Below are 24,123 nucleotides of genomic sequence, written 5' to 3'. Positions count from 1 at the left end.
GCCATCGCGCCCCGCAATCGTGCGAGGGCGCTGGCGAGGGGGTCGCATGGCGTTGTCGTCCCGGCGTTCGCTGCAGGCACTGACGGCCCGCGTGCTCGCGCATGCCGACGCCCTGCGCCGCATCGCGATCGTCGTCGGCGTGCTGGCGATCGGCACCCTGCTGGTATTCGCCTTGCGCGGCTTCTGGCACGAACTGCGCTACGACGACATCGTCGCCGCGATCGAGGCCACGCCCGGGACGCGGATCGCCCTCGCGGTGCTCGCGACCGCCGTCAGCTTCGCTGCGCTGGTCGGGTACGACGCCAGCTCGCTGCGTTACGTCGGCGCCCGCGTGCCGCCGCGCACGATCGCCAAGACCGCGTTCGTCGCCTACGCGCTGAGCAACACCATCGGACTGGGCGTGTTCACCGGCGGCGCGGTGCGGATGCGGCTCTACGGTGCGGCCGGCGTGGAGCCTGCCGACGTCTCGCGCGCGATCGTCTTCAACGCGCTGGTGTTCGGGCTCGGCGCCTGCGCGGTCGGCGGCGCCGGTCTGTGGTGGGACGCTGCCGCGCTCGCGCCGCTGTTGCGTCTGCCGGCCTGGGTAGTCGCGGTCTGCGGCGCTGCAGCGATGGGATCCGTACTGCTGGTGCTGGGGCTGTGTCACGTGCGTGATCGCATCGGTCGCGTGCGCTTGCCGTCGCCGCGACTCGCGTGGACGCAGCTGGCGCTGTCGGTGCTCGACATCACCGCTGCGGCCGCGGTGCTGTGGCTGCTGTTGCCCGACGGCGCGGTCGGCTTCGCGACCTTCCTCGGGTTCTATGCCGCGGCCGTCGTCATCGGCGTCATCAGCCACGTGCCCGGCGGGCTGGGCGTGTTCGAGGCGGTGATGCTGGTCGCGCTCGGCAGCCGCGTGCCGGCGGGCGAACTGGCCGGCGCGCTGGTGCTGTACCGGCTCGTCTACTACGTGTTGCCGCTGCTGATCGCGCTGGGCGTGCTGATCGTCCACGAGACCGGACAGCTGGCGACGCCGGCGCGGCGTTTCCTGTCGGGCCTGGCGCCGCGCGTCCTCGCTGCGGCCACGCTGGTCGCGGCGGTGATGCTGCTGGTCTCCGGCGCGACGCCGGCGACCGGCCGCGCGTTGCAGACCCTGCAGGTGCTGCCGCTGCCGCTGGTCGAGGCTGCGCACTTCCTCAGTTCGATCATCGGCGTGCTGCTGCTGTTCGTCGCCCGCGCCCTGCTGCGCCGGCTCGATGCGGCGTGGTGGGCGGCCGTGGTGCTGGTGGCGCTCGCGTTGCTGTTCGCGCTGCCCAAGGGGCTGGCGTTGACCGAAGCGGTCGTGCTGTCGGCACTGCTGGTCGCGCTGCTCGCGTCGCGGCGCTCGTTCAAGCGGCGGGCATCGCTGCTGGCGGTGCCGTTCACCGGCGGCTGGCTGCTGGCGATGGCGGTGATCTGCATCGCGGTGACGGGGCTGCTGTTCTTCGCCTATCGCGACGTCGCCTACGGTCACCAGCTGTGGTGGCAGTTCGCCGTGTCGGGCGAGGCGCCGCGTTCGCTGCGCGCCATGGTCGCGGTCGCGGTGGTCGCGCTGGTGCTGGCGCTGCGCCAGCTGGTGCGGCCGGGCATGCCGGCGCCGCCGCTGCCGGATGCCGCGCAGCTCGCGCAGGCGCAGGCGATCCTGCGCATGCAGTCCCAGGCCGACGCGGGCCTGGTGCTGACCGGCGACAAGCATCTGCTGTTCTCGGAGTCCGGCGATGCGTTCCTGATGTACGGCCGGCAGGGCCGCTCGTGGATCGCGCTGTTCGATCCGGTCGGCCCGCGCGGATCCTGGCCGGAACTGGTCTGGCGCTTTCTGGAACTGGCACGCGATGCCGGCGCGCGCGGCTGCTTCTACCAGGTCGGGCAGGACGCGCTGCCGCTGTATCTCGATGCCGGTCTGCGACTGTTCAAGCTCGGCGAGTACGCGAGTGTGCCGCTGGCCGGCTTCTCGCTGCAGGGCAAACGCCGAGGCAATCTGCGCACCGCGGTGAACCGCGCCGAGCGCGAAGGACTGACCTTCGCGATCATCGACGCCGCCGACGTGCCGGTCGCGGTGCCGGCTTTGCGCATGGTGTCCGATGCCTGGCTCGGCGAGCATCGCGCGGCCGAGAAACGCTTTTCGATCGGCGCGTTCGATCCCGATTACATCGCGCGCAATCCGGTCGCGGTGGTGCGCGATGGCGCACGGATCGTCGCGTTCGCGAGCCTGCTGGTCGCCGGCGATCCTTCAAATGGCGAAGCCGAGGCCAGCATCGATCTGATGCGGCATCTGCCCGATGCGCCGCCCGGCACGATGGATTTCCTGTTCGCGCGCCTGCTGCAGCATCTCGCCGACGCGGGCTACGTGCGGTTCGGCCTCGGCATGGCGCCCTTGTCGGGCATGGCCGCGCACGCACTCGCACCGAACTGGCATCGCATGGGCCGGCTGCTGTTCGCGCGCGGCGAGCAGTTCTACAACTTCCGCGGCTTGCGCGCGTTCAAGGACAAGTTCGATCCGCAATGGGATGCGCGCTACCTCGCCACGCCCGGTGGCGTGGCGCCGTTGCTGGTGCTGGCCGACGCCGCGGCGCTGATCGCCGGTGGCTATCGTGGAGTGCTGTCGAAATGAGACTGCTGTGGATCTGTGTGCTCGCACTGCTGTGCACGTGTCCCGCGGCCGCGCAGGAACGCGTGAGCCACGGTTTCTTTCACGACGTCGCGCTGACGCGTCCGGCGCAGCCGGCCACGCACACCGTGCTGCTGCTCGGCAGCGACGACGATGCCGCCACGGCGACCGCGCTCGCACGCGAGGGTGCGCTGGTCGCGGCGATCGACGTGGCGCGCCTGCAGGCCGCATTCGCCAGAGATGGGGGGCCTTGCGCGTTTCCCGACGGCGATCTCGAGAATCTCTCGCACTGGCTGCAGGGCTACGCCCGGCTGCCCGACTACCGGCCGCCGGTGCTGGTCGGGCAGGGCGACGGTGCTGCGATCGTCTACGCGATGGCCGCGCAGGCCGATCGCGGTGTGTTCGCCGGCGCGATCACGCGTGGCGCGCTGCCCCAGCTCGCGCTCGGCAAGCCGCCGTGCAAGGGGGCGGGCACGTTGTTCAAGGCGTCGACGCCGGTGTCGAAGACAGTAGCGCTGCAGGCGGTGTCGACGTTGGCGACGCCGTGGCTGGCGCTGGGCGATGCGCGCCAGTCGACGGAATTGCAGGCCTTCGCCGGCACCATCGAGGGCGCCGCGGTGCGTGCGCATGGCGATGCGCTGCCGCCACTGGCAGCGGCGGTGCGCGAGTTCGCCACCGCATCGGCGCGCAGGCAGCCGCCGCCCCCGCCAGCCGACGTGCGTGATCTACCGCTGGTCGAGGTGCCCGCAACCGGCACCGCGCAACCGGTGTTCGCCGTACTGCTCAGCGGCGACGGGGGATGGGCAGGCCTCGACGCCGAAGTCGCTGCCGCGCTCGCCGCGCGCGGCATTCCGGTCGTGGGATTCGATTCGCTGCGCTATTTCTGGTCCGCGCGGACCCCCAACGGGCTCGCCCGCGATCTGGATCGTGTCGTTCGTGCATACGCCGCGCGATGGCAGCGCCCGCAGGTGCTGCTGATCGGCTATTCGCAGGGCGCGGACGTGCTGCCGTTCGCGGTCAACCGTCTGCCGGCGTCCACGCGCGCGACCGTTGCGCACACCGTGCTGATGGGACTGGGCAAGCGCGCGTCGTTCGAGTTCCACGTCGGCAACTGGCTGTCGGCCGGCGACGACGATGCGCTGGAGATCGCGCCGGAAGTGCTGCGTCTGTCGGCCGGGCACACGCTGTGCATCGAAGGCGAGGGCGATACGGACGCGACCTGCGCAACGTTGCCGCCGGGCCACGTCACCGTGCGCACGCTGCCCGGTGGTCACCACTTCGGCGGCGACTACGCGCGGCTCGCCGAGCTGATCCTGTCCAGCACTGCCGAAGCACCGCGCTGAGCATCAGCGCTGGCGGTGCATCACTTGGCCGCCTGCGACGGCGCCAGCGCGATCAGAAGTCCACGCGCGGCCTGGATGCGGGTCTCGGCGTCCGGCAGGTCCAGGGTGATCCGCAGTTTGTCGGGCCCATCCATCTTGTAGTGCTTGGGCTGTCCCTGGATCAGGCGGATCACCGCCATCGGATCGACCTTGGGCTTCTCGACGAACTGCACGCGGCCGCCCGTGTCGCCGAGATCCAGCTTGCGCAGGCCGCGCGCGGTGGCCTGCAGCTTGAGGTCGGCAATCTGGAACAGATGCTTGGCAGGGTCGGGCAGCAGGCCGAACCGGTCGATCATCTCGACCTGCAGCTCGCGCAGCTTGTCGATGTCGCGCGCACTGCTGATGCGCTTGTAGAGCATCAGGCGCGTGTGCACGTCGGGCAGGTAATCGTCGGGAATCAGCGCGGGCACGTGCAGCTCGATGTCGGCGCCGCGCGCGTCCACGTCGTCGACGTCCGGCAGCTTGCCCTGCTTGATGCTGCGCACCGCGCGCTCCAGCAGCTCGGTATAGAGGCTGAAACCGACCTCGGCCATCTGCCCGCTCTGGCCCTCGCCCAGCAACTCGCCGGCGCCGCGGATCTCCAGATCGTGGGTCGACAGGGTGAAGCCGGCGCCGAGTTCGTCCATCGACGCGATCGCTTCCAGCCGCTTCTTCGCATCGCTGCTGATCGAACGCTGGTCGGGGATCACCAGATACGCGTACGCGCGGTGATGCGAACGACCGACGCGGCCACGCAGCTGGTGCAGCTGGGCAAGGCCGAACTTGTCGGCGCGGTTGATGATGATGGTGTTGGCGTTGGGGATGTCGATGCCCGACTCGATGATCGTCGAGCACAGCAGCACGTTGAAGCGCTGCTTGTTGAAATCCAGCATCACCTTTTCGAGCTCGCGCTCGGGCATCTGGCCGTGGGCGATGCCGATGCGCGCCTCGGGCACGAGTTCTTCGAGCTCGCGCTGCATGCGGCCGATGCTCTCGACGTCGTTGTGCAGGAAATACACCTGGCCGCCGCGGCTGAGTTCGCGCTGGAAGGCTTCGCGCAGCTGCGCGTCGTCCCAGGGCACGACGAAGGTCTGCACCGCGAGGCGATGCGCCGGCGGCGTCGCGATGATCGACAGATCGCGCAGTCCGGCCATCGCCATGTTGAGCGTGCGCGGGATCGGCGTGGCGGTAAGTGTGAGCAGATGCACGTTGGCGCGCAGTGCTTTCAGCGCTTCCTTCTGGCGCACACCGAAACGCTGTTCCTCGTCGACGATGACCAGGCCCAGGTCCTTGAACTTCACGTCCGGCTGCAGCAGCCGGTGCGTGCCGACGATGACGTCCAGCGTGCCGTCGGTGATCTTGCCGATCTCGGTCTTGATCTCTTTGGTGCTCTTGAAGCGCGACAGCACCTCGACACGGATCGGCCAGTCGGCGAAACGGTCGGCCATCGTGCGGTAGTGCTGCTCGGCGAGGAGCGTGGTCGGCACCAGCACCGCGACCTGCTTGCCGGCCGCGGCGGCGACGAACGCCGCGCGCACGGCGACTTCGGTCTTGCCGAACCCCACGTCGCCGCAGACCACGCGGTCCATCGGCTGGCTGGAGCCGAGGTCGCGGATCATCGCTTCGATCGCCGCGTGCTGGTCCGGCGTTTCCTCGAACGGGAACGCGGCCGCGAACGGCTCGTACATCGTGCGGTCGACTTCCAGCGCCAGGCCGGCGCGCGCCTGGCGCTTGGCCCAGATTTCCAGCAGTTCGGCAGCGACGTCGCGCACCTTGTCGGCGGCCTTCTTGCGCGCCTTGGTCCAGGCTTCGCCGCCGAGCGAGTGCAGCGGCGCGGTTTCCGGCGAGGCGCCCGAGTAGCGATTGACCAGATGCAGCTGCGACACCGGCACGTAGAGGCGATCGCCCTTGGCGTATTCGATGTCGAGGTATTCGCCCGGCTGACCGCCGGCTTCGAGCACGACGAGCCCGCGATAGCGACCGACGCCGTGATCCTCGTGGACGATCGGCGAGCCTTCGCTGAGTTCGCCGAGATCGCGGATGATGCTGTCCGGATCGCGCGCGGCCCGCTTGCGGCGACGCGGCTGCGCGGCACGTTCGGGAAACAGCTGGCGCTCGGTGAGCACCGTCAGTTGCGGTGCATCGAGGGCGAAGCCGTTGTCGAGCGGCGCGATCGCGACGGCGAACCTGGTGTCCGTCTCCGCGATGAAACCCGGGAAGTCCTGCAGCACCGAAGGTCGCAGCTTGCCCGCGTGCAGGATTTCCAGCAGTGCTTCGCGGCGACCGGCCGAATCGGCGGCGATCAGCACCCGGCCCGGATAGCTGCGGAGGAAGGTCACCAGCGCATCGGCCGGCGTGTGGTCGCGTGCGGCCAGCGGCAGGTCGGGCGCGGGCTGGTCGCCGAGCGCGGACGCCTGCGCGTGGCGCGGATGTTCGGCATCGCAGACTTCGACGCGCGCGCCCTGGTTGAGCCGCTCGCGCAGCGCGTCCGGGGTGAGCCACAGCTCGGGCGGCGGCAGCAGCGGGCGTTCGATGTCGTGCCGCAGCTGGTCGTAACGGTGCAGGACCTGCTGGGTCCAGAAATGGTCGCTGGCCGGCGAGGCGCCGCTGTCGATGACCGGCAGCGTGTTCGCCGGCAGGTAATCGAACAGCGTCGCCGTCGACAGCGGCGCTTCGCCCTTGTCGGCCAGTGCGCGGCGCGGCGCTTCGAAGAACAGCGGCAGGTAGTACTCGATGCCGGCCGGCGCGGCGCCGGCCTTGAGGTCCTGGTACAGACCGCTGCGGCGGGTGTCGATGTCGAAGCGCTCGCGCAGCGTGTCCATCGCGCGCGCCGTCGCGGCCTCGTCCAGCGGCACTTCGCGACCGGGCAGCATGCGCAACGCGGCGATCTTGTCGAGCGAACGCTGGGATTCGGGATCGAAGGCGCGGATGGTTTCGATCGCGTCGTCGAACAGCTCGATGCGATACGGCTGGTCGGCGCCCATCGGATAGACGTCGAGCAGGCCGCCGCGCACGGCGAAATCGCCCGGATCATGGACCTGCGGCACGTGCGCATAGCCGGCGCTCTCGAGCCGGCGCTTCTCGGCGTCGAGATCGAGCGTCTGGCCCACCTCCAGATCGAAGCTGGCGCCGGACACGTGCCGCACCGGCGCGAGCCGTTGCATCAGCGTCTGCACAGGCACCACGACGATTCCGCGCTTCAGCGCGGGCAGGCGGTGCAGGGCGGCGAGGCGCTGCGAGACGATGTCCGGATGCGGGCTGAACCGGTCGTAGGGCAGGGTTTCCCAGTCCGGGAACGGCACCACCGGCAGCTCGTGATCCTCGCCGCCGAGCGTGCGCAGGTCGTGCTCGAGCTGCTGCGCCCCGTGGTTGTCGCGGGCGACCAGCAGCAGCGGACCGTCATGCGTCCGCGCCGCCTGCAGCACTGCCCACGCCAGCGCGCTGCGGCTGGCGGGCGCACGCCACCAGGCACGTGCATGACCGGCGGTGGGCAGGGGAGGCGAAGCGATGACGGCGTGCGGCATGGGAGATCCGGATGGCGGAAACACAAAACAACGGCAGCGCCGAAAGCCACGTGGCCGGCGCGAATCAGGGGGTGAAGTCTAGACGAGCGCGTCGCAGGACCTGCGACGGTGGAGACGAAACCGCGCCGGAGACCGGCGCGGTGGGGTGCAAGCGGTCAGCCCAGGCGCACGTTCGGTGTGGTGTCGACGACCTGGCGCTTGAGTTCGAGCGACACGCGGACCATGCCCGGCGCCTCGACGGCCTGCTGTTGGAAGCTGAGCGACTTGGCCAGGGCGAGCATCGGCTCGTTCTCCTCCAGCACGTCGCCGAAGATGCGCTCCAGACGCTTGCCCTTGGCCCAGCGCACGAGGCGCCGGAGCATGTGCCGGCCCAGTCCCATGCCGGCCACGTAGTGACTGACCAGGATGTGGAACTCGGCCTGGCGCGTGCCGGGCAGCACGGCCACGCGGGCCACCGCACCCACCAGCGCGTCGCCGGGCGTATAGGGCTCGGCGGCGACCAGCACGAACTCCGACTTCGGATTCGGCTGGGTCAGGCGGTTCGCGGTTTCGGGCGACAGTTCCGCCTTCGCATACAGGAAGCGCTGCCGGACCTCATCGGGCTCGAGCAGCGCGAACGACGCACGGAGCGGCTCTGCATCAGCAGGGCGGATGGGGCGGATCAGCACCTGGCGACCATTGGCGAGGCGGATCTCCTCGTGCCACGGGGGAAGTCGGTTGCGTGCGGTCATCGAAAGTCGTGTGTGAACGGATTTGCCTGACCTTACCCGGACCGTCTATTCACGAACCGTGAAGGGGTCGCGCCGGTTGCGCGAAGTTTCCCCATTCATCCGACAGGTCGACGTGCAGCGTTCAGGCCGGCTCGCGTAGCCAGTGCAGGCGGGTGTCGGCACCGGCCTCGCCGATCGCGCCCTTCAGGGCGTCGAGCGCGGGGGCGAGCGCGGTCGCCAGCTGCCACGGCGGATCGAGGATCAGCAGGCCGCTGCCGTTCATGCGCAATGGCGAGTCGTCGGCGCGGACCAGCAGTTCGACCAGCAGCGATGATTTTGTCTGCAGCTTGGCGGCCGAGCGCAGGAAGGGCGTTAGCGTGCGGCGTTGCTTGATCGGATACCACAGCATCTGGATGCCCTGCGGCCAGCGCGTCAGACCCTCGCGCATCGCCTTGAGGGCGATCTCGAACTCCGCCGCCTGCGCCTCGTAGGGCGGATCGACCAGCACCAGGCCGCGATTGAACCGCTGGTCGCCGATCTTCGGCGGCAGCAGCGATTTGAACGCGGCGTAGCCGTCGCCCGAATGGATCGCGACGCGCGGGTCGGCGCCCAGGGCCCGGCGCAGCGCACCCGCGGCCGCCGGTTCGGTCTCGAAGCAGGCGATGCGGTCCTGCTCGCGCAAGGCATGCGCCAGCAGCCAAGGCGAACCGGGATAAGCATCGGCGCCGTGCTCGGCGCGGCAGGCATTGACTGCTGCCAGATAACGCGCGATCAGCGGCTGCTTCGGCGCGGTCGCCAGCAACAGGCTGATGCCGTCGTCGGCCTCGCCGGTGCGCCGGGCACGCTCCTCGCGCAGGCGATAGACGCCACCGCCCGCGTGGGTGTCGAGCGCGAAGCAGGGCGCGGGCTTCGCCGTCAGCGCATCGCAGATCGCGAGCACCACGAGATGCTTGAGGACGTCGGCGTGGTTGCCGGCATGGAAGGCGTGCTGGTAATTCATCGCAACAGTATCGGACGCGGTGCTCCGATATGCGAACCGCGGGAAGGTTCCGGTTCTCACTCGCAGTCGCATCTGCTCTATTCACAACCAGCTTCCCAGTTGCAAAGCTGCGAGCAAGGTGAGGATCATCCGTCTTCTGGGAATCCACGAGGGGAGGGACAGCGATGGAGAACGGAAGGAAAGCGAAGTGGCTGGCAATTTCGACGCTGGCAGGTCTTCTGGGTGTGGCGTTTACGGGTGCGGCAGTCGCCGAAAGCGACCGAGCACTCGGCAGTTGCGATGGAATTCGTCTAGGTAGTCTTCTTTCCAAATGGCGCCCCAGCACGCTCAACGATTCCATGCAATCTTGGATAGGCGCGAACTTGCCTGAGGTGGTTGCGAAATGGGGAGCGCCTGCTGCGACGTTCGAAAATCGGGATGGAACCCGAATCGTCTCTTGAAAAGAAGGCGACTCTCTCTTTGGGGAATGCACGAAGACGTTCGAGGCAGATGCGCAGGATGTTCTGACGCGCTGGAACACCAGCGGAGCTTGCGAATGCACCTATCGCAATTCCAGGGAGCTCCGCAGCACGCCGGTTCCGCGCATGACGTTGTGAGGGCGACGTCTCACTTTGTTGCGGTCTCTGTCTGTCTTCATCTGCTGGGCACAGAGGCCGCACTCTCGCTTGCGTGTTGACGCGCAGTCAACGTGGCAATTCCACTAGGGTGGTTTCTTGATGGCTAGCCTTCTGCTGGTCGAGGACGAAATCGCGATCGCCGAGACCGTGGTCTATGCGCTGCAGGCCGACGGCCACACGGTGCGCCACTGTCTCGACGGGCAGCAGGCGCGGGCGGCCGTCGTCGACACCGCATTCGATCTGGCGATCCTCGATGTCGGCCTGCCGGACATCAGCGGCTTCGCGCTGTGCGGTGAACTGCGCCGGCGCGCGCCGCTGCCGGTGATCTTCCTGACCGCGCAGGCGGCGGAATCGGAGCGCGTCCTCGGTTTCGATCTCGGCGCCGACGACTACATCGCCAAACCCTTTTCGCTGCGCGAGCTGGTGGCGCGCGTGCGGGTGGTCCTGCGTCGCGCGCCCGACACGGTGAGCGGCGAGGCGGCGCGCAGTGGTGCGTTCGAGCACGACGCGGAAGGCCGTCGCATCCGCTATCACGGCCATGCGCTCGACCTCACGCGCTACGAGTACGGCCTGCTGGCCGCGCTGCTGGCCCGGCCGGGCGCGGTGCTGTCGCGCATGCAGTTGATGGAGCGGGTCTGGGGCGATGCGCTCGACAGCGGGGACCGCACCGTCGACACCCACGTGAAGACCGTGCGCGGCAAATTGCGCGCGGTCGCGCCCGGGTCCGATCCGCTGCGCACGCATCGCGGCATCGGCTATTCGCTGGATCTCGACTGAGGTGCGCATCGGGCTGCGCATCCTGCTGGGCTACTTTCTGATCGTCGCGCTGGCGGCGTTCCTGCTGATGCGCGTCTTCACCCAGGAGATCAAGCCGGGTGTGCGCCAGGCGATGGAAGACACGCTGGCCGACACGGCCAATGTGCTCGCAGAACTGGCGACCGATGACTTTCTCGCCGGGCGCATCGACGACGGTCGGTTCGCCACCCGCGTCCGCGCGCTGCGCGAACGCGACATCGGCGGCAACATCTGGGGCTTCCGCAAGACGCAGGCGGAGTACCGCGTCTACGTCACGAACGCTGACGGCATCGTGGTGTTCGACTCCGCCGGTCGCGACCTGGGCCGCGACTATTCGCGCTGGAACGACGTGCTGCTGACGCTGCGTGGCCAGTACGGCGCGCGCTCCACGCGGACCGACCCGGCCGACGACAGCACGTCGGTGATGCACGTCGCCGCGCCGATCCGCGACGGCAACCGCGTCGTCGGCGTGCTCACGGTCGCCAAGCCCAACAGCGCGATCGCCCCCTTCATCGCCCGCAGCGAACGCACGATCCTGCGCTGGGGGTTTCTGCTGCTTGGCACAGCGCTGGCGGTCGGCATGCTCGCGGCGTGGTGGCTGTCACGCCAGCTTGGCGGTCTGCGTCGGTATGCCGACAAGGTGACCGCCGGCGAGCGCGCCACGCTGCCCGATTCGGCCGGCGAATTCGCCGATCTCGGCCGCGCGCTGGAAACGATGCGCGAGCGCCTGGAGGGCAAGCAGTACGTCGAGCGCTACGTGCATGCGCTGACCCACGAACTCAAAGCGCCGCTGGCGGCCGTGCGCGGCGCGTCCGAGCTGCTCGAATCGCCCTTGCCCGATGCCGACCGCGCGCGCTTCGCCACCAGCGTGCGCGAACAGAGCGAGCGCATGGCGCAGATGATCGACAAGCTGCTGGCGCTGGCCGCGGTCGAGCATCGCCAGCGGATCGAGCAGCCGGCCGACATCGACGTGCGCACGCTGATCGACGCCGCCGTCGCGCCCTTCGCCGATCGCGGCGTGCAGCTGCGGGTGGACACCGGAGACGCGTTGGGCCTGCACACCCGCGGCGACGCCTTCCTGCTGCGGCAACTGCTGTCGAACCTCGTCGACAACGCCTGCGACTTCTCGCCGGCCGACGGCGTGGTCGACGTTACCGCACGCCGCGACGGCGCGCAGCTGCGGATCGTCGTCGCCGATCGCGGCCCCGGCGTGCCGGCGTACGCGCTGCCGCGTGTGTTCGAGCGCTTCTTCTCGTTGCCACGACCAGACGGACGCAGCCGCAGCAGCGGACTGGGACTGGCGTTCGCCGCCGAGGTCGCGACGCTGCATGGCGGCGCCGTACGGCTTGCGCAACGCGACGGCGGCGGCACGTGCGCGATCGTCGAGTTGCCGCTGTCGGCCACCGGCTGAGACTTCTTCTCCGCTTCACACAGCCGCCCGCGTGCCCACACGTGGGCGGCGCAGCCTGCGCGCATCCCAACACGGAGCGTCGCGATGCGACTGATGCTGAAGATCCTGATCATCGCCGGGCTGAGCCTGGCGATCCTGATACCGCTGGTGCTGATCCGCGTGGTGATCCAGGACCGCGAACAGCACCGCGCCGCCGCGGTCGCGCGCATCGCCTCGAGCGAGGCGGGCGCCCAGACGCTGAGCGCGCCGGTGCTCGTCGTGCCCTACACCGAGCGCGTGGAAGTCGAGCAGACCGATGACCGGGGCCGGCCGACCGGCCGCGTCTGGCGTGACCGCAGCGGCGCCTGGACGTTCTTCCCGAAGACCATGGAGATGACCGGCACCATGTCGCCGTACCTGCGCCAGCTCGGCCTGCACGACGTGCGCATGTATGCACTCGGCGGCCAGCTGTCGGCGGATTTCGATGTGCGGATTCCCGAAGACGCCGAGGGATTGCCGCCGCGGAAGATCGGCACGCCCTGGATCGGCTACACCGTGGCCGACGTGCGGGGTTTGCGCGGGACGCCGCGTTTGAGGGTCGACGGCGCCGGCATCGTGTTGCACCAGGGCGCGGGCAGCGATGGCGGCAGCGGTGTGCACGGTCTGCTGACGCGGCCCGCACTCGCCGGCGCGCCGCTGCGGCTGCGCACGGTGCTGGACTTCGAACTGACCGGCGCCGAGACGCTGGCGGTAGTGCCGCTGGCCGATGAAAACCGCGTGGCGTTGGATTCGCCGTGGCCGCATCCGCAGTTCAACGGCCGATTCCTGCCGCGCACCCGTGAGGTTTCCAGCAGCGGCTTCCACGCCGAGTGGGCGGTCTCCTCGCTGGCCAGCGATGCGCAGCTGCAGTACCGCAACGGCACGCGGGCCGAGTCCGGCACCGCATCGCTGCTGCGCGGCCATGGCGACGCCGGCGTCGACGTGCTCGGCATTTCACTGGTCGACCCGGTGGATGCCTATACCCGGGCCGACCGCGCCAGCAAATACGGCATCGTGTTCGTGCTGCTGACCTTCACCGCGTTCTTCATGTTCGAAATGCTGCGGGGACTGCGCATCCACCCGATCCAGTACGGCCTGGTCGGCTTGGCGCTGGCGATCTTCTTCCTGCTGCTGCTCGGCCTGTCGGAACACATCGCCTTCGACTGGGCCTACCTCGCCGCGAGTGGCGCCTGCATCGGCCTGATCGGCGTGTACCTGAGCGCGGTGCTGCGCAGCCGCGTGCGCGGTCTGGGCTTCGCGGCCGGGCTGGGCCTGCTCTACGCCGCGCTGTACGGATTGCTGGTGTCGGAAGACAACGCACTGGTGCTGGGTGCGGGCCTGCTGTTCGCGATCCTCGCGGCGATCATGCTGGTGACGCGCCGGGTCGACTGGTACCAGGTCGCCGCCACGCCGACGGTCGCACCGCCGCCTCTGCCGCCGCGCTGATCCCGCTGTCGTGCGCACGTGGCCGCAGGGATGCCTGCGGCCACGTTGCGTTCCGCGTTGCATACGAAGCGCCCACTGCATGCATGCCAGACTCCGGGCATGACGTCTTCCGTTCCCACCGTGCGCGCGCTGTCGGGCGCTGCGATGCAGCCCTGGCTCGATGCAGTCGCCCGGCTGCGCATGACCGTCTTCCACGATTGGCCGTATCTCTACGCGGGCGATGCCGACTACGAACGCGACTATCTGGCCGCATATGCGCGCTCGCCGCGCAGCGTGTTCGCGCTGGCCTTCGACGGCGACACGATCGTCGGCGCGTCGACCGGTCTGCCACTGGCCGATGACACCGCCGAGTTCCAGGCGCCGTTCGTCGATCAGGACGTCGCCGTCGACCGCGTGTTCTATTTCGGCGAGTCGGTGCTGCTGCCGCAATGGCGTGGACACGGCATCGGGCATCGATTCTTCGATCTGCGCGAAGCCCACGCGCGCGCTCTCGGTGGCTTCGACATGACCGCCTTCGCCGCCGTCGATCGCGCCGAGGACGATCCGCGTCGGCCCGCCGATCACCACGACAACGAGGTGTTTTGGCACAAGCGCGGCTACGTGCGGCAGCCCGGCATGACCATGCTGCTGCGCTGGGACGAACGCGAGGTCGGTGATGTGGCGCATCCGATGACGTTCTGGACCCGGCCGCTGGAGGCCAGCGCATGAGGGTGGCCGCTGCTCGCTACGCCATCGGCATGCCGCCGGACTTCGACGCCTTTGCCGCGCATCAGCGCCGTCTGCTCGGCGACGCCGCCGCGCAGGGCGCACGGATCGCCGTGCTGCCCGAATACCTCGCGCTGGAACTGGCCGCGACCTTCGACGACCGCGTGCGCGTGGACACGATCGCCTCGCTGGCGGCAGTGCAACGCTATCGCGACGACTGGCTCACCCTGTTCGCCGGCCTGGCGCGCGATACCGGCATGCATATCGTCGCCGGCTCCTTCCTCGTCGATATCGGCGGCGGCCGCTACCGCAACCGCAGTGACATCTTCTCGCCCGACGGCGGACACGGCTGGCAGGACAAGCTGCAGCTGACCGGCTTCGAGAAGAAGACCGGTGTGATCGAACCCGGCGACGCGCTGAAGGTCTTCGATCTGGGCGACGTGCGCGCCGGCATCGCCATCTGCTACGACATCGAGTTCCCGCTGCCGGCCCGCACGCAGTGGGACGCCGGTGCACGCCTGCTGTTGGTGCCCAGCTGCACCGATACCGCCGCCGGCGCGACCCGCGTGCGTGTCGGCTGCCTCGCGAGAGCGCTCGAGAACCGCTGCTTCGTCGCGCAGTCGGTGACGGCGGGCGACGCGCCTTGGACGCCGATCCTCGACGTCAACACCGGCAGCGCCGGTCTGTTCGCGCCGATGGATGCGGGATTTCCGGCAGACGGGGTCTTGGTCGAGACCGGCAACGCGGATGTCTGGGCGATCGCCGATCTCGATGTGGAGGCGCTTGAGGCCGCGCGTTTGGACGCGCAGGTCGACAATGATCGCGACTGGGTGGGGCAGGCGCGGCCTGCGTTGGCGAGAGCGGTGTTGTCGTCGTTTGATTAGCCTGCCTAGCGCTCACGCCAGCACCAACCGCGCGCGAGACCTGCTTCCGAACTTGGGTCAGTCGACGCCGCGGCTTGAACACCCGTAGGGCGCCGCACATGGATGTGCGGCGTTTTTCGACCGAGCCAGGATGGCGAGTCGAAAAATGCCGGAACGAGTGAATCGCCGAGTTAGCTTCGTCGGGGCTGGCCCTTTTCTTTGGTTCCGTTTCTTTTGGGCCAGCAAAAGAAATGAACCCGCTCGCCGCAAGGCGAGTGGAAGCGTTTGACGTTGCTAGTCCCGCCGCAGGCAAACGCACACGCGTAGATCAAGGGCTTTCGCCCGCTGTCGCGGCCGAGTTCATTTCTTTTGGTTGACGCCAAAAGAAACGGAACCAAAGAAAAACGTCTTCCCGACACGTCCGAAGCCCGCGGTTCGTAGCGCACCGGGATTTTCCGACTCGGCATCCTGCCTCGGTCGGAAAACGCCGCCCATCCATGGGCGACGCCCTACGGGTCGGCAAGCTTTGCTGCAGCGTCCTGCGTCATGGTGAAGCGACAGCCGATAAACCAGACGCCAAATCAGATGACCCCAGCACACCACAAAGAAACAGTTCCCAATGTGCTCCCAATCGCCGTCGCCGCCAGTACATCACTCGGATAGTGCAGGCCGAGCACCACCCGCGACACCGCCACACTGGCCGCGAATGGCACCAGCACGCCGGCGAGCATCGGATACCACGCCACCGCGACGATCGAAAACGACACCGCGTGCAGCGTGTGTCCGGACGGAAAGCTGAACTCGTCGAGCGGGGCGACCCAGGCGCGGATGCGGCCGTCGGCGGCGAAGGGGCGGGGACGCTTGGTCCAGCGCTTGAGGGATTTGTAGAGCAGCAGCGCGACCGCGCCGGTGGCGGCCATGTGCGTTGCGGCGATCAGGCCGTCGAAGCCGTCGATCATCACCAGCGCGGCCATCAGCAGATACCAGAACACGCCGTCGCCGAGCCGGCTGACGGTGGAGAAGTAGCGGCGGATCCACAGCCGCGTGCAGGCCCGATTGGCGCGCAGGCACCAGCCAGTGTCGTGGTGGAGCAGTCGGCTACGCGGCGGCGCGTGCATCGGCATCCTCGGCATCGGTCGGAACGGGAAGCGGTGCGCGCGCGTCGGGCGTGCCGCCGCGCAGGCCCGACAGCAGCGCGTCGAGATCATCGGCGACGTGCGCAGGCGTCAGCCGGCGCATGGCGTCGCGACCTGCGAGTCCCATCGCGCGGCATGTCGATGTGTTCTGCGCCAGCGCGACCGCAGCGGCGACGAACGCGTCTTCGTCGTCACCTGGGATGCGCGCGCCCTGGAGGCCGTCGCACAGGTGTTCGGTGGCCGCGCCATGGTCGAAGGCGACCTGCGGCACACCGCAGGCCATCGATTCGAGCACCACGTTGCCGAAGGTCTCGCTGCGGCTGGGGAACAGGAACAGATCGGCGCTTGCGAAGTGCCGGCCGAGCTCATCACCGCGCTGCGCGCCGCTGAAGATGAAATCGGGGTTTGCGGCCTGCAACGCGCTGCGCTCCGGGCCGTCGCCGACGAACACCATGCGCGCGTCGGGGCGCTCGGCCTGCAGGGCGCGGAACGCGCGCATTGCGAGACCCAGATTCTTCTCGGCGGCGATGCGGCCGACGTGGATCGCGACGAGGCCGTTCTCATCGACGCCCCATTGCGCGCGCAGGTCCGGATCGCGCCGCGCCGGATCGAACTGCGCGCAATCGACCGCGCGCGACAGCACGACCGGATGGCCGATGCCGGCGTCGCGCAGTTCGACGGCGAGTGCCTGCGTGGCGACGAGCGTGGCGTCGGCGCGGGCGTGGAACCGCCGCATCCACGACAGCGCCGCCGGCTGCAGCCACGGCACGCCGTACGCGCCCATGTAGATGTCGAAGCGGGTGTGCAATGCGGTGACGACCGGAATGTCCAGCGCCTGCGCGGCATTGAGCGCCGACCATCCGAGCGGACCTTCGGTGGCGACGTAGATCGCATCGGGCCGCGCGGCGCGCCAGCGGGCGCGCAGGCGTTGGCCGGCAGGCAGGGCGAGGCGCAGCCCCGGGTAGCGCGGTACGCGCAGGCCACGGATGCGCAGCGACTGCGCATCGGCCCCCGGTGGTTCACCGGCGCGAGCCGGGCGGATCACCTCGACCGCGTGTCCGCGTGCGCGCAGGCCGCGGACGTAGGATTGCAGCGTCAGGGCCACGCCGTTGATGTCGGGCGGGTACGTGTCGGTGACGATCGCGTAGCGCATCGTTCGGTCCGGTCGCTGGTTGTGCGCAGCTTGCGGACGGACGATGCCGCTTCGATGACCGGGGTTTGACGCTTCGGTGACAGCGTGACCGGAGTCGTGGGAGCGCGCTTGCGCGCGACAGGCCCGGCCGGAGGCGCCGCATCGCGCGCGAGCGCGCTCCCACAGGTCGGCAGCGCGATATCAGTCCGCCGTGAGCGCCAGCGTGATGCCGAGCGCCGCCATGTCGTCAGGTTCGCCTTCGAGATCGGTGCGCAGCAACGGCCGCGCATCGAGCCACTGGCGCGGCAGGCTCAGGCGCAGCAGCGGGCCGTCGGCGGTCGCCTGCAGGCGCGGAATCTCGTCGGCCTCGTGGCTGCGATGCAGCAGCACCGCGATGCGGAGCAGGGCAGCGGTGCGACGCGCCTGTTGCAGCAGACGATCGGGCAGCGCCTCGAACGTGGACTTACCGACCTTGCGACGCTGGCAGCGCACCAGCGTCGCGAGGAACTGCTGTTCCTGGCGCGAGAAGCCGGCAATGTCGGAATGTTCGAGCACGTAGGCGCCGTGCACGTGGTACTGGCTGTGCGCGATCACCAGGCCCAGCTCGTGCACGCGCGCGGCCCAGGCCAGCATGCGCAGATCGTCGCCGTCGAGGCTCCAGCTGCGCGCGACCTGGTCGAACAGCCGCAGCGCCGTCGTTTCCACGCGCGTGGCCTGCGCCTGGTCGATGCCGTAGCGCTGCTCCAGTGCGGCGATCGAGCTCTCGCGCGGATCGTCGCTGCCGCCGCGGCCGAGCATGTCGCGCAGCACGCCTTCGCGCATCGCGGCCTTGCTGACCTGCATGCGCTCGATGCCGAGCACCTGGAACGCCGCTTCGAGCACCAGCACGCCGCCGGCGATGATCGGCCGGCGATCATCGGACAGCCCGGGCAGGTTGATCGCATCGATGTGGCCCGCCTGCAGCAGCGTGTCGCGCACGATCGGCAACGCCTGCGCGGTCACCGCGCCCTTGGTCAGTTTCATCGCCGCGCAGATCTCGCCGATGGCCTTGTTGGTGCCCGAGGCGCCGACCACTTCCTGCCAGCCGAGCGCGCGGTAGGTGCTGGCGAACTGCTGGAATTCCGCGGCCACTTCCGCCAGCGCCTCGCGCCAGCGCTTCTTCGACAGCTTGCCGCCGGGAAAGAACCGCCGCGTGCTGGCGACGCAGCCGATCTGCAGGCTTTCGCGCTCCAGCGCGTCGAAGCCGCTGCCGATGATGCATTCGGTCGAACCGCCGCCGATGTCGATGACGAGGCGCCGTTGTCCGGGCTTGGGCGGCTGCGCGTGCGACACGCCGAGATAGATCAGGCGTGCTTCCTCGCGGCCCGAGATCACTTCGATCGCATGACCCAGCGCCGTCTCCGCCGGTACCAGAAAGGCTTGTGGCGCTGCCAGCCGGCGCACGGTGTTGGTGGCCAGCGCACGCACGCGCTGCGGCGGGATGTCGCGGATGCGCTGGCCGAAACGCGACAGGCATTGCAGCGCACGCTGGCGCACGTCGGCATTGAGTCCGCCGCGTGAATCGAGGCCCTCGGCCATGCGCACGGTTTCGCGCAGGCGGTCGACGACGCGCAGCTGGCCCAGCGTGTAGCGGGCCACGACCATGTGGAAACTGTTGGAGCCCAGGTCGATCGCGGCGAGCATCTCGCCGTCCTCGAGCGGTACCGTCAGTGCCTCGGCGAGCGCGAGCGTGTCATGACCGGTCATGGCATTCCTGGATGCCGCGGCGCAGGTCGCACCGACGGCGTTGGGGGAGCGGGCATGTTAATGCATGCCGCGCCGCCCGCTCAGCCGCACAGATGTGCGAGCAGCCAGCCTTGCGCCGAATGCGGCATCGTGTCGCCGTCCGGTACGATCTTCACGTAGGTGCCGTCCTCGCGCAGTTCCCAGGCATTGAGGTTGTCGGCCAGGTAGTTGTCGAGCGACTCGCTGCGCACGCGCACCGCGATCTCCGGATCGAGAATCGGAAAGCCCGTCTCCACGCGTCGCAGCAGATTGCGTTCCAGCCAGTCGGCGCTGGCGCAGAACAGGTCGGGTTCGCCGTCATTGGCGAACCAGTACACGCGGTGATGCTCGAGGAAGCGACCGACGATCGAGCGGACGCGGATGTTGTCCGACACGCCCGGCACGCCGGGGCGCAGCGCGCAGGCGCCGCGGATGATCAGGTCGATCTGCACGCCGGCCTGAGAGGCGACGTACAGCGCACGCATGACCTGCGGCTCGTTGAGGGCGTTCATCTTGGCGACGATGCGCCCCGGACGCCCGGCCTTCGCGTGCGCGGTTTCGCGTTCGATGCGCGCGATGACCCCGGCATGCAGGGTGAAAGGCGACTGCAGCAGACGCTTGAGCCCGATCGCCGGCGCCAGGCCCGACATCTGCTGGAACAGCAGGTGCACGTCGTTGCCGATGTCGGGATCGGTCGTCAGCAGACCGAAGTCGGTGTACACGCGCGCGGTGCCGGCGTGGTAGTTGCCGGTGCCCAGATGCACGTAGCGGCGCAGCTTGCGGCCTTCGCGGCGCACGACGAGCAGCATCTTGGCGTGGGTCTTGTAGCCGACCACGCCGTAGACCACCTGCACGCCGGCCTCCTGCAGCCGGTCGGCGAGGCCGAGATTGGCTTCCTCGTCGAAGCGCGCGCGCAGCTCGACGACGACGGTCACGTCCTTGCCGTTGCGCGCGGCCTGGATCAGGTGCTCGACGATCCCCGAGTCCTTGCCGGTGCGGTACAGCGTCTGCTTGATCGCCAGCACGTTCGGATCTTCGGCGGCCTGCTTGATCAGCTCCAGCACCGGCACGAAGGAATCGAAGGGGTGGTGCAGCAGGATGTCGCCGTCGGCGATGAGCTCGAACATCGCGTCGGTGCCCTTGGGCAGCCGCTGCTGGAAGGTTGGAAACTTGAGGTCGGGGCGCTGCACCAGATCGAAGATCTGGCTGATGCGGTTGAGGTTCACTGGGCCGTCGATGCGGTAGACCGCGTTCTCGGGCAGATCGAAATTCTGCAGCAGCGTGCGCACGATCGGCTTGGGACACTTGGCCGAGATCTCCAGCCGCATCGCCCGCAGATAGCCGCGGCCGGCGAGTTCGTCGCGCAGGGCGAGGGCGAGATTCTCGACTTCCTCGTCGTCGACGATCAGTTCCGAATTGCGGGTCACGCGGAACTGGTAGGCGCCCTTGACGTCCATGCCGGGGAACAGCTCGTGCACGAACTCCGACAGCACCGACGACAGGAACACGAAGTCGTATTCGCCGCCGGAGATGCTCTCGGGCAGCTGGATGATGCGCGGCAGCGAGCGCGGCGCGCGCACGATGGCGAGGTTGCCCACGCGGCCGAACGCGTCCTTGCCCTTGAGCACGACGACGATGTTGAGCGACTTGTTGAGGATCTTCGGGAACGGATGCGCGGGATCGAGGCCCAGCGGCGACAGCACCGGCATCACCTCGTCACGGAAGTAGGCGCGTAGCCAGCGCGTCTGCCGCGCGGTCCACTGCTCGCGGCCCAGCACGCGCACGCCGGCCTCGGACATCGCGGGGCGCAGCACCTGGTTCCAGCACGAATACTGCGCCTCGACCAGCTGCGCGGTGCGCTCGTGGATGCGCTTGAGCACGGTTGCCGGGGTCAGCCCGTCGGGCGGCAGCGGCACGCCGAAGTCCTGCGCGTGATGCATCGTCGCGGCACGGATCTCGAAGAACTCGTCAAGGTTGGTGCAGGCGATGCACAGATACTTCAGACGCTCGAGCAGCGGCACCGACTCGTCCTGCGCCTGCGCCAGCACACGGAAGTTGAAGTCCAGCTGCGACAGTTCGCGATTGAGATACAGCGCCGGATCGCGCAGTGGATCGACCGGTTCGCTCGACGCGTCGACGGGCTCGGGCCCACGGGCGGATTTCGCGGCTTTCTGCACACGGGGACGTGTGGCACTCATGCGGTGGCTCCGAAATACTGGGTGTCGCGAGCGCGGACGCGCTCAGCGGTGAAATGGCAGGCGAAGCGACTGCCGGCGCCGACTTCGCTCTCGATCTCGAGGCGCGCCTGGTGCAGATGCAACACGTGCTTGACGATGGCGAGGCCGAGACCGGTGCCGCCCGATTCGCGCGAACGGCTGGTCGACACGCGATAGAAGCGTTCGGTGATGCGCGGCAGATGCGCGGCCGGAATGCCGTAGCCGGTGTCCTCGACCGACAGCGCGACGCCGCCGTTCGCAAGCGGTGCGTAGCGGATCGTGATGCGACCACCGGCCGGCGTGTAACGCACCGCATTGCTGACAAGGTTGGAAAACGCGCTGTGCAGTTCGCGGGTCGAGCCGACGAGATCGGTCGGCGAGGTGTCCTCGACTGCGATCGTGTGCCGGCCTTGGCTCAGCACTTCGAGCTCGCGTCGCAGCGTGGCCAGCATCGAGGCCATCGACACACTCTCGTCGCCGACGCCCTCCTGCGCTTCGAGGCGCGACAGCGTGAGCAGATCCTCGACCAGCTGGGTCATGCGCTGCGACTGGTTCTGCATCTCGGCCAGCATCGGCGCCCATTCCGGCTGCTCGGCCGGATCGAGCATGTCGAGATAGCCGTGGACCACGGTCAGCGGCGTGCGCAGTTCATGCGACACATTGGCCACGAAGTCCCGGCGCATCTGTTCGAGCTTCATGATCCGGGTGACGTCGCGGGCGAGCAGCAGCCACAGATCGTCGGAGTAGGGGATCAGCCGCAGTTCGAGGCGTGTGCCCGAGGAGTGCGGCGACGGCACATCGAGCATCGGCTCCGCTCGTCGCCCCTGCGCCAGCCAGTGCGCGACCGGCAGCGGCTGCAGCGTGTCGCCGACCGGCTTGCCGACGTCGCGCGGCATCTGCAGGCCCAGCAGACTGGTCGCCGCACGGTTGAACCACTGGATGCGCTGGCTGTTGCGATCGACCACCACCACTGCATCCGGCAACGCCGCCGCCACCGCGCGGTACGCGCGCAGCATCGCAATCAACCGCCGCTTGCGCGCGCGCATGTCCTGTTGTCCCCGGTGCAGCATGCGATCCGTCTCCTGCCACACGCCATCTCCCTCCGGCGGCGGCACACGGCTGCGCGAGGTCAGCCGCGTCAGCAGGTCGTAGAGTTTCCAGTAGTGCCAGGCCAGCACCCCGAGCGCCGCGACCGCCAGCGCCATCCAGATATGGCCGGCCAGCGCGCCCAGCACGGCCGCCACGCCGAGCACGGCCACGAGCTGCAGCAGCGTGCGGGTCCAGGCAGCATGGATGCGGGGCGGCATGTCGTTGAGTCTAGGCAATGTCAGGTGACAGGTTGGCGTAAGAAATCAGGATGTCGAGGGTGCTTCTGGTTTTTGCTGTTGCTGTTGCTGTTGCTGTGTCATGAAACAGAACGCGTCGCACGTAATGCTGACCCGGAGGGCGCCGCCCATGGATGGGCGGCGTTTTCCGACCGAGCCAGGATGGCGAGTCGGAAAAATCCCTGTGCGCATCAAGCCGCGGGCTGTGGACGTGTCGGGGAGACGCTTTTCTTTGGTTCCGTTTCTTTTGGCGTCCACCAAAAGAAATGAACTCGGCCGCGTCAGCGGACGAAAGCCGTTGATGTTGCTCCGCCCCGCGCTGGATCGCTTTGCCGTCAAAAGCGAACATCAAAGTCCAACGCTTCCACTCGCCTTGCGGCGAGCGGGTTCATTTCTTCTGCTGGCCCCACGCACGCAGTGCGAACGGCGCAGCCGGCCCCGAAGGGGCGAGTATCGAAGATGCGAGTCAAAGAAACGGAACCAAAGAAAAGGGCCAGCCCCGACGGAGCGAACCCGGCCAGTCGTTCGTTCCGGCATTTTCCGACTCGCCATCGTGGCTCGGTCGGAAAACGGCAGGCATCCATGCCCGCCGCCCTCCGGGTGTTCGATGCGCAGTGCGGCGTCGCGAAGATCAAAAGCAGGGCGCGGCGCGCGTCGCGTCAGACCGACGCCGAGAACCGGTACCCCGATCCCCGCACCGTCTGCACCATCCCATCGAGCGCACTCGGCTCCAGCGTCTTGCGCAGGCGGCGGATGTGCACGTCGACCGTGCGCTCCTCGACGTAGACGCTGCCGCCCCAGACGTGGTCGAGCAGTTGCGAGCGGCTGTAGACACGTTCGGGGTGGGTCATGAAGAAGTGCAGCAGGCGGTATTCGGTCGGGCCGATCGTCACCGGCGCGTCGCTGGCGAAGACCCGGTGCGCGGCGCCGTCGATACGCAGGGCGCCGACGGTGACGCTGCCGTCCTCGTCGTCGTCGCGGGCGCGGCGCATGACTGCGCGGATGCGTGCCAGCAGCTCGCGGGCCGAGAACGGCTTGACGACGTAGTCGTCGACGCCGGCTTCGAGGCCGCCGACGCGGTCGTTCTCCTCGCCGCGGGCGGTGAGCATGATGATCGGTATGTCGCGGGTCAGGGCGTCCTTGCGCCAGCGGCGCGCCAGTTCCAGGCCGCTGGTCCCGGGCAGCATCCAGTCGAGCAGGATCAGGTCCGGCACGCGGTCGACGATCGCCGACTGTGCCTCGCGCGCGTCGCCGGCGTGCATCGGCTCGAACTCGCCCTTGCGCAAGGCGAAGGCGACCATGTCGCGGATCGCCGGTTCGTCATCGACGATGAGGATGCGTTTCTGCATGGATCGGTCCATAGCGCCGGTGGGATGGCGCCATTACACGACAGTTTTGTGACGGTTTGGCGACAGGCGCGACCCGGTGTCATGCGGCGCGGTCAAGAGTCGTCGCAGCACGTCAGCACCTCTCCCTC

The 24,123-nt window shown here is 68.7% G+C and carries 16 protein-coding genes; 7 read left to right on the top strand and 9 right to left on the bottom strand.

Features of this window, described 5'->3' with window-relative positions:
* Positions 1-46 precede the first annotated feature (46 nt).
* Positions 47-2,626 carry a bifunctional lysylphosphatidylglycerol flippase/synthetase MprF gene (gene mprF / locus V3391_RS06905; protein ID WP_332077653.1) on the top strand — a complete coding sequence of 860 codons (2,580 nt, stop codon included), beginning with the start codon at positions 47-49 and terminating at the stop codon, positions 2,624-2,626.
* Positions 2,623-3,966 (top strand): AcvB/VirJ family lysyl-phosphatidylglycerol hydrolase, encoded by a 1,344-nt coding sequence (locus tag V3391_RS06900; RefSeq protein WP_332077652.1) that lies wholly within the window; start codon positions 2,623-2,625, stop codon positions 3,964-3,966. The genes mprF and V3391_RS06900 overlap by 4 nt, the downstream gene beginning before the upstream one ends.
* A 20-nt stretch (positions 3,967-3,986) precedes the next feature.
* Here the strand turns inward: V3391_RS06900 and mfd are convergent, their stop codons facing one another.
* The 3 genes from mfd to V3391_RS06885 form a co-directional block, all read right to left on the bottom strand.
* The gene (gene mfd, locus V3391_RS06895) at positions 3,987-7,508 is read right to left on the bottom strand and encodes a transcription-repair coupling factor (RefSeq protein WP_332077651.1); all 3,522 of its coding nucleotides are present in this window, start codon (positions 7,506-7,508) and stop codon (positions 3,987-3,989) included.
* 155 nt (positions 7,509-7,663) lie between these two features.
* Entirely contained in the window at positions 7,664-8,239 is a 576-nt protein-coding gene (locus V3391_RS06890; RefSeq protein WP_332077650.1) for a GNAT family N-acetyltransferase, read from the bottom strand.
* Between the two features lie 121 nt (positions 8,240-8,360).
* Positions 8,361-9,218, bottom strand: coding sequence for a 23S rRNA (adenine(2030)-N(6))-methyltransferase RlmJ (locus tag V3391_RS06885; RefSeq protein WP_332077649.1), 858 nt, complete (start codon positions 9,216-9,218; stop codon positions 8,361-8,363).
* A gap of 716 nt (positions 9,219-9,934) precedes the next feature.
* Between V3391_RS06885 and creB the strand changes: the two genes are divergently transcribed.
* The 5 genes from creB (at position 9,935) to V3391_RS06860 (ending at position 15,094) form a co-directional block, all read left to right on the top strand.
* Positions 9,935-10,612, top strand: a complete 678-nt coding sequence (creB, locus tag V3391_RS06880) for a two-component system response regulator CreB (protein ID WP_332077648.1) — start codon at positions 9,935-9,937, stop codon at positions 10,610-10,612.
* Position 10,613: 1 nt separating this feature from the next.
* Positions 10,614-12,041 carry a two-component system sensor histidine kinase CreC gene (gene creC, locus V3391_RS06875; RefSeq protein ID WP_332077647.1) on the top strand — a complete coding sequence of 476 codons (1,428 nt, stop codon included), beginning with the start codon at positions 10,614-10,616 and terminating at the stop codon, positions 12,039-12,041.
* Positions 12,042-12,125: 84 nt separating this feature from the next.
* Positions 12,126-13,505, top strand: a complete 1,380-nt coding sequence (gene creD / locus V3391_RS06870; RefSeq protein WP_332077646.1) for a cell envelope integrity protein CreD — start codon at positions 12,126-12,128, stop codon at positions 13,503-13,505.
* 99 nt (positions 13,506-13,604) lie between these two features.
* Positions 13,605-14,213 carry a GNAT family N-acetyltransferase gene (locus V3391_RS06865; RefSeq protein ID WP_332077645.1) on the top strand — a complete coding sequence of 203 codons (609 nt, stop codon included), beginning with the start codon at positions 13,605-13,607 and terminating at the stop codon, positions 14,211-14,213.
* Positions 14,210-15,094, top strand: coding sequence for a carbon-nitrogen hydrolase family protein (locus V3391_RS06860; protein WP_332077644.1), 885 nt, complete (start codon positions 14,210-14,212; stop codon positions 15,092-15,094). The genes V3391_RS06865 and V3391_RS06860 overlap by 4 nt, the downstream gene beginning before the upstream one ends.
* A gap of 560 nt (positions 15,095-15,654) precedes the next feature.
* Here V3391_RS06860 and V3391_RS06855 read toward each other — a convergent pair.
* The 6 genes from V3391_RS06855 to phoB form a co-directional block, all read right to left on the bottom strand.
* A complete protein-coding gene (locus V3391_RS06855) occupies positions 15,655-16,191 on the bottom strand; it encodes a phosphatase PAP2 family protein (protein WP_332077643.1) in 537 nt (178 codons plus the stop codon).
* Positions 16,172-17,362 (bottom strand): glycosyltransferase family 4 protein, encoded by a 1,191-nt coding sequence (locus V3391_RS06850; protein WP_332077642.1) that lies wholly within the window; start codon positions 17,360-17,362, stop codon positions 16,172-16,174. The genes V3391_RS06855 and V3391_RS06850 overlap by 20 nt, the downstream gene beginning before the upstream one ends.
* A gap of 180 nt (positions 17,363-17,542) precedes the next feature.
* On the bottom strand, positions 17,543-19,087 hold the full coding sequence (gene ppx / locus V3391_RS06845) for an exopolyphosphatase (protein WP_332077641.1): 1,545 nt from the start codon (positions 19,085-19,087) through the stop codon (positions 17,543-17,545).
* 80 nt (positions 19,088-19,167) lie between these two features.
* Entirely contained in the window at positions 19,168-21,303 is a 2,136-nt protein-coding gene (gene ppk1 / locus V3391_RS06840) for a polyphosphate kinase 1 (protein ID WP_332077640.1), read from the bottom strand.
* Complete coding sequence (gene phoR / locus V3391_RS06835; protein WP_332077639.1) at positions 21,300-22,628, bottom strand: phosphate regulon sensor histidine kinase PhoR; 1,329 nt, start codon at positions 22,626-22,628, stop codon at positions 21,300-21,302. Before phoR ends, ppk1 begins: the two co-directional genes overlap by 4 nt.
* 677 nt (positions 22,629-23,305) lie before the next feature.
* A complete protein-coding gene (gene phoB / locus V3391_RS06830) occupies positions 23,306-23,995 on the bottom strand; it encodes a phosphate regulon transcriptional regulator PhoB (protein WP_232138165.1) in 690 nt (229 codons plus the stop codon).
* Positions 23,996-24,123 lie beyond the last annotated feature (128 nt).

Source organism: Luteimonas flava (assembly GCF_036584485.1).
GTDB classification, from domain to species: Bacteria; Pseudomonadota; Gammaproteobacteria; order Xanthomonadales; family Xanthomonadaceae; genus Luteimonas; species Luteimonas flava.
The sequence above is the reverse complement of the archived record's forward strand: the minus strand, read 5'-3'. Positions and strand labels throughout refer to the sequence as shown.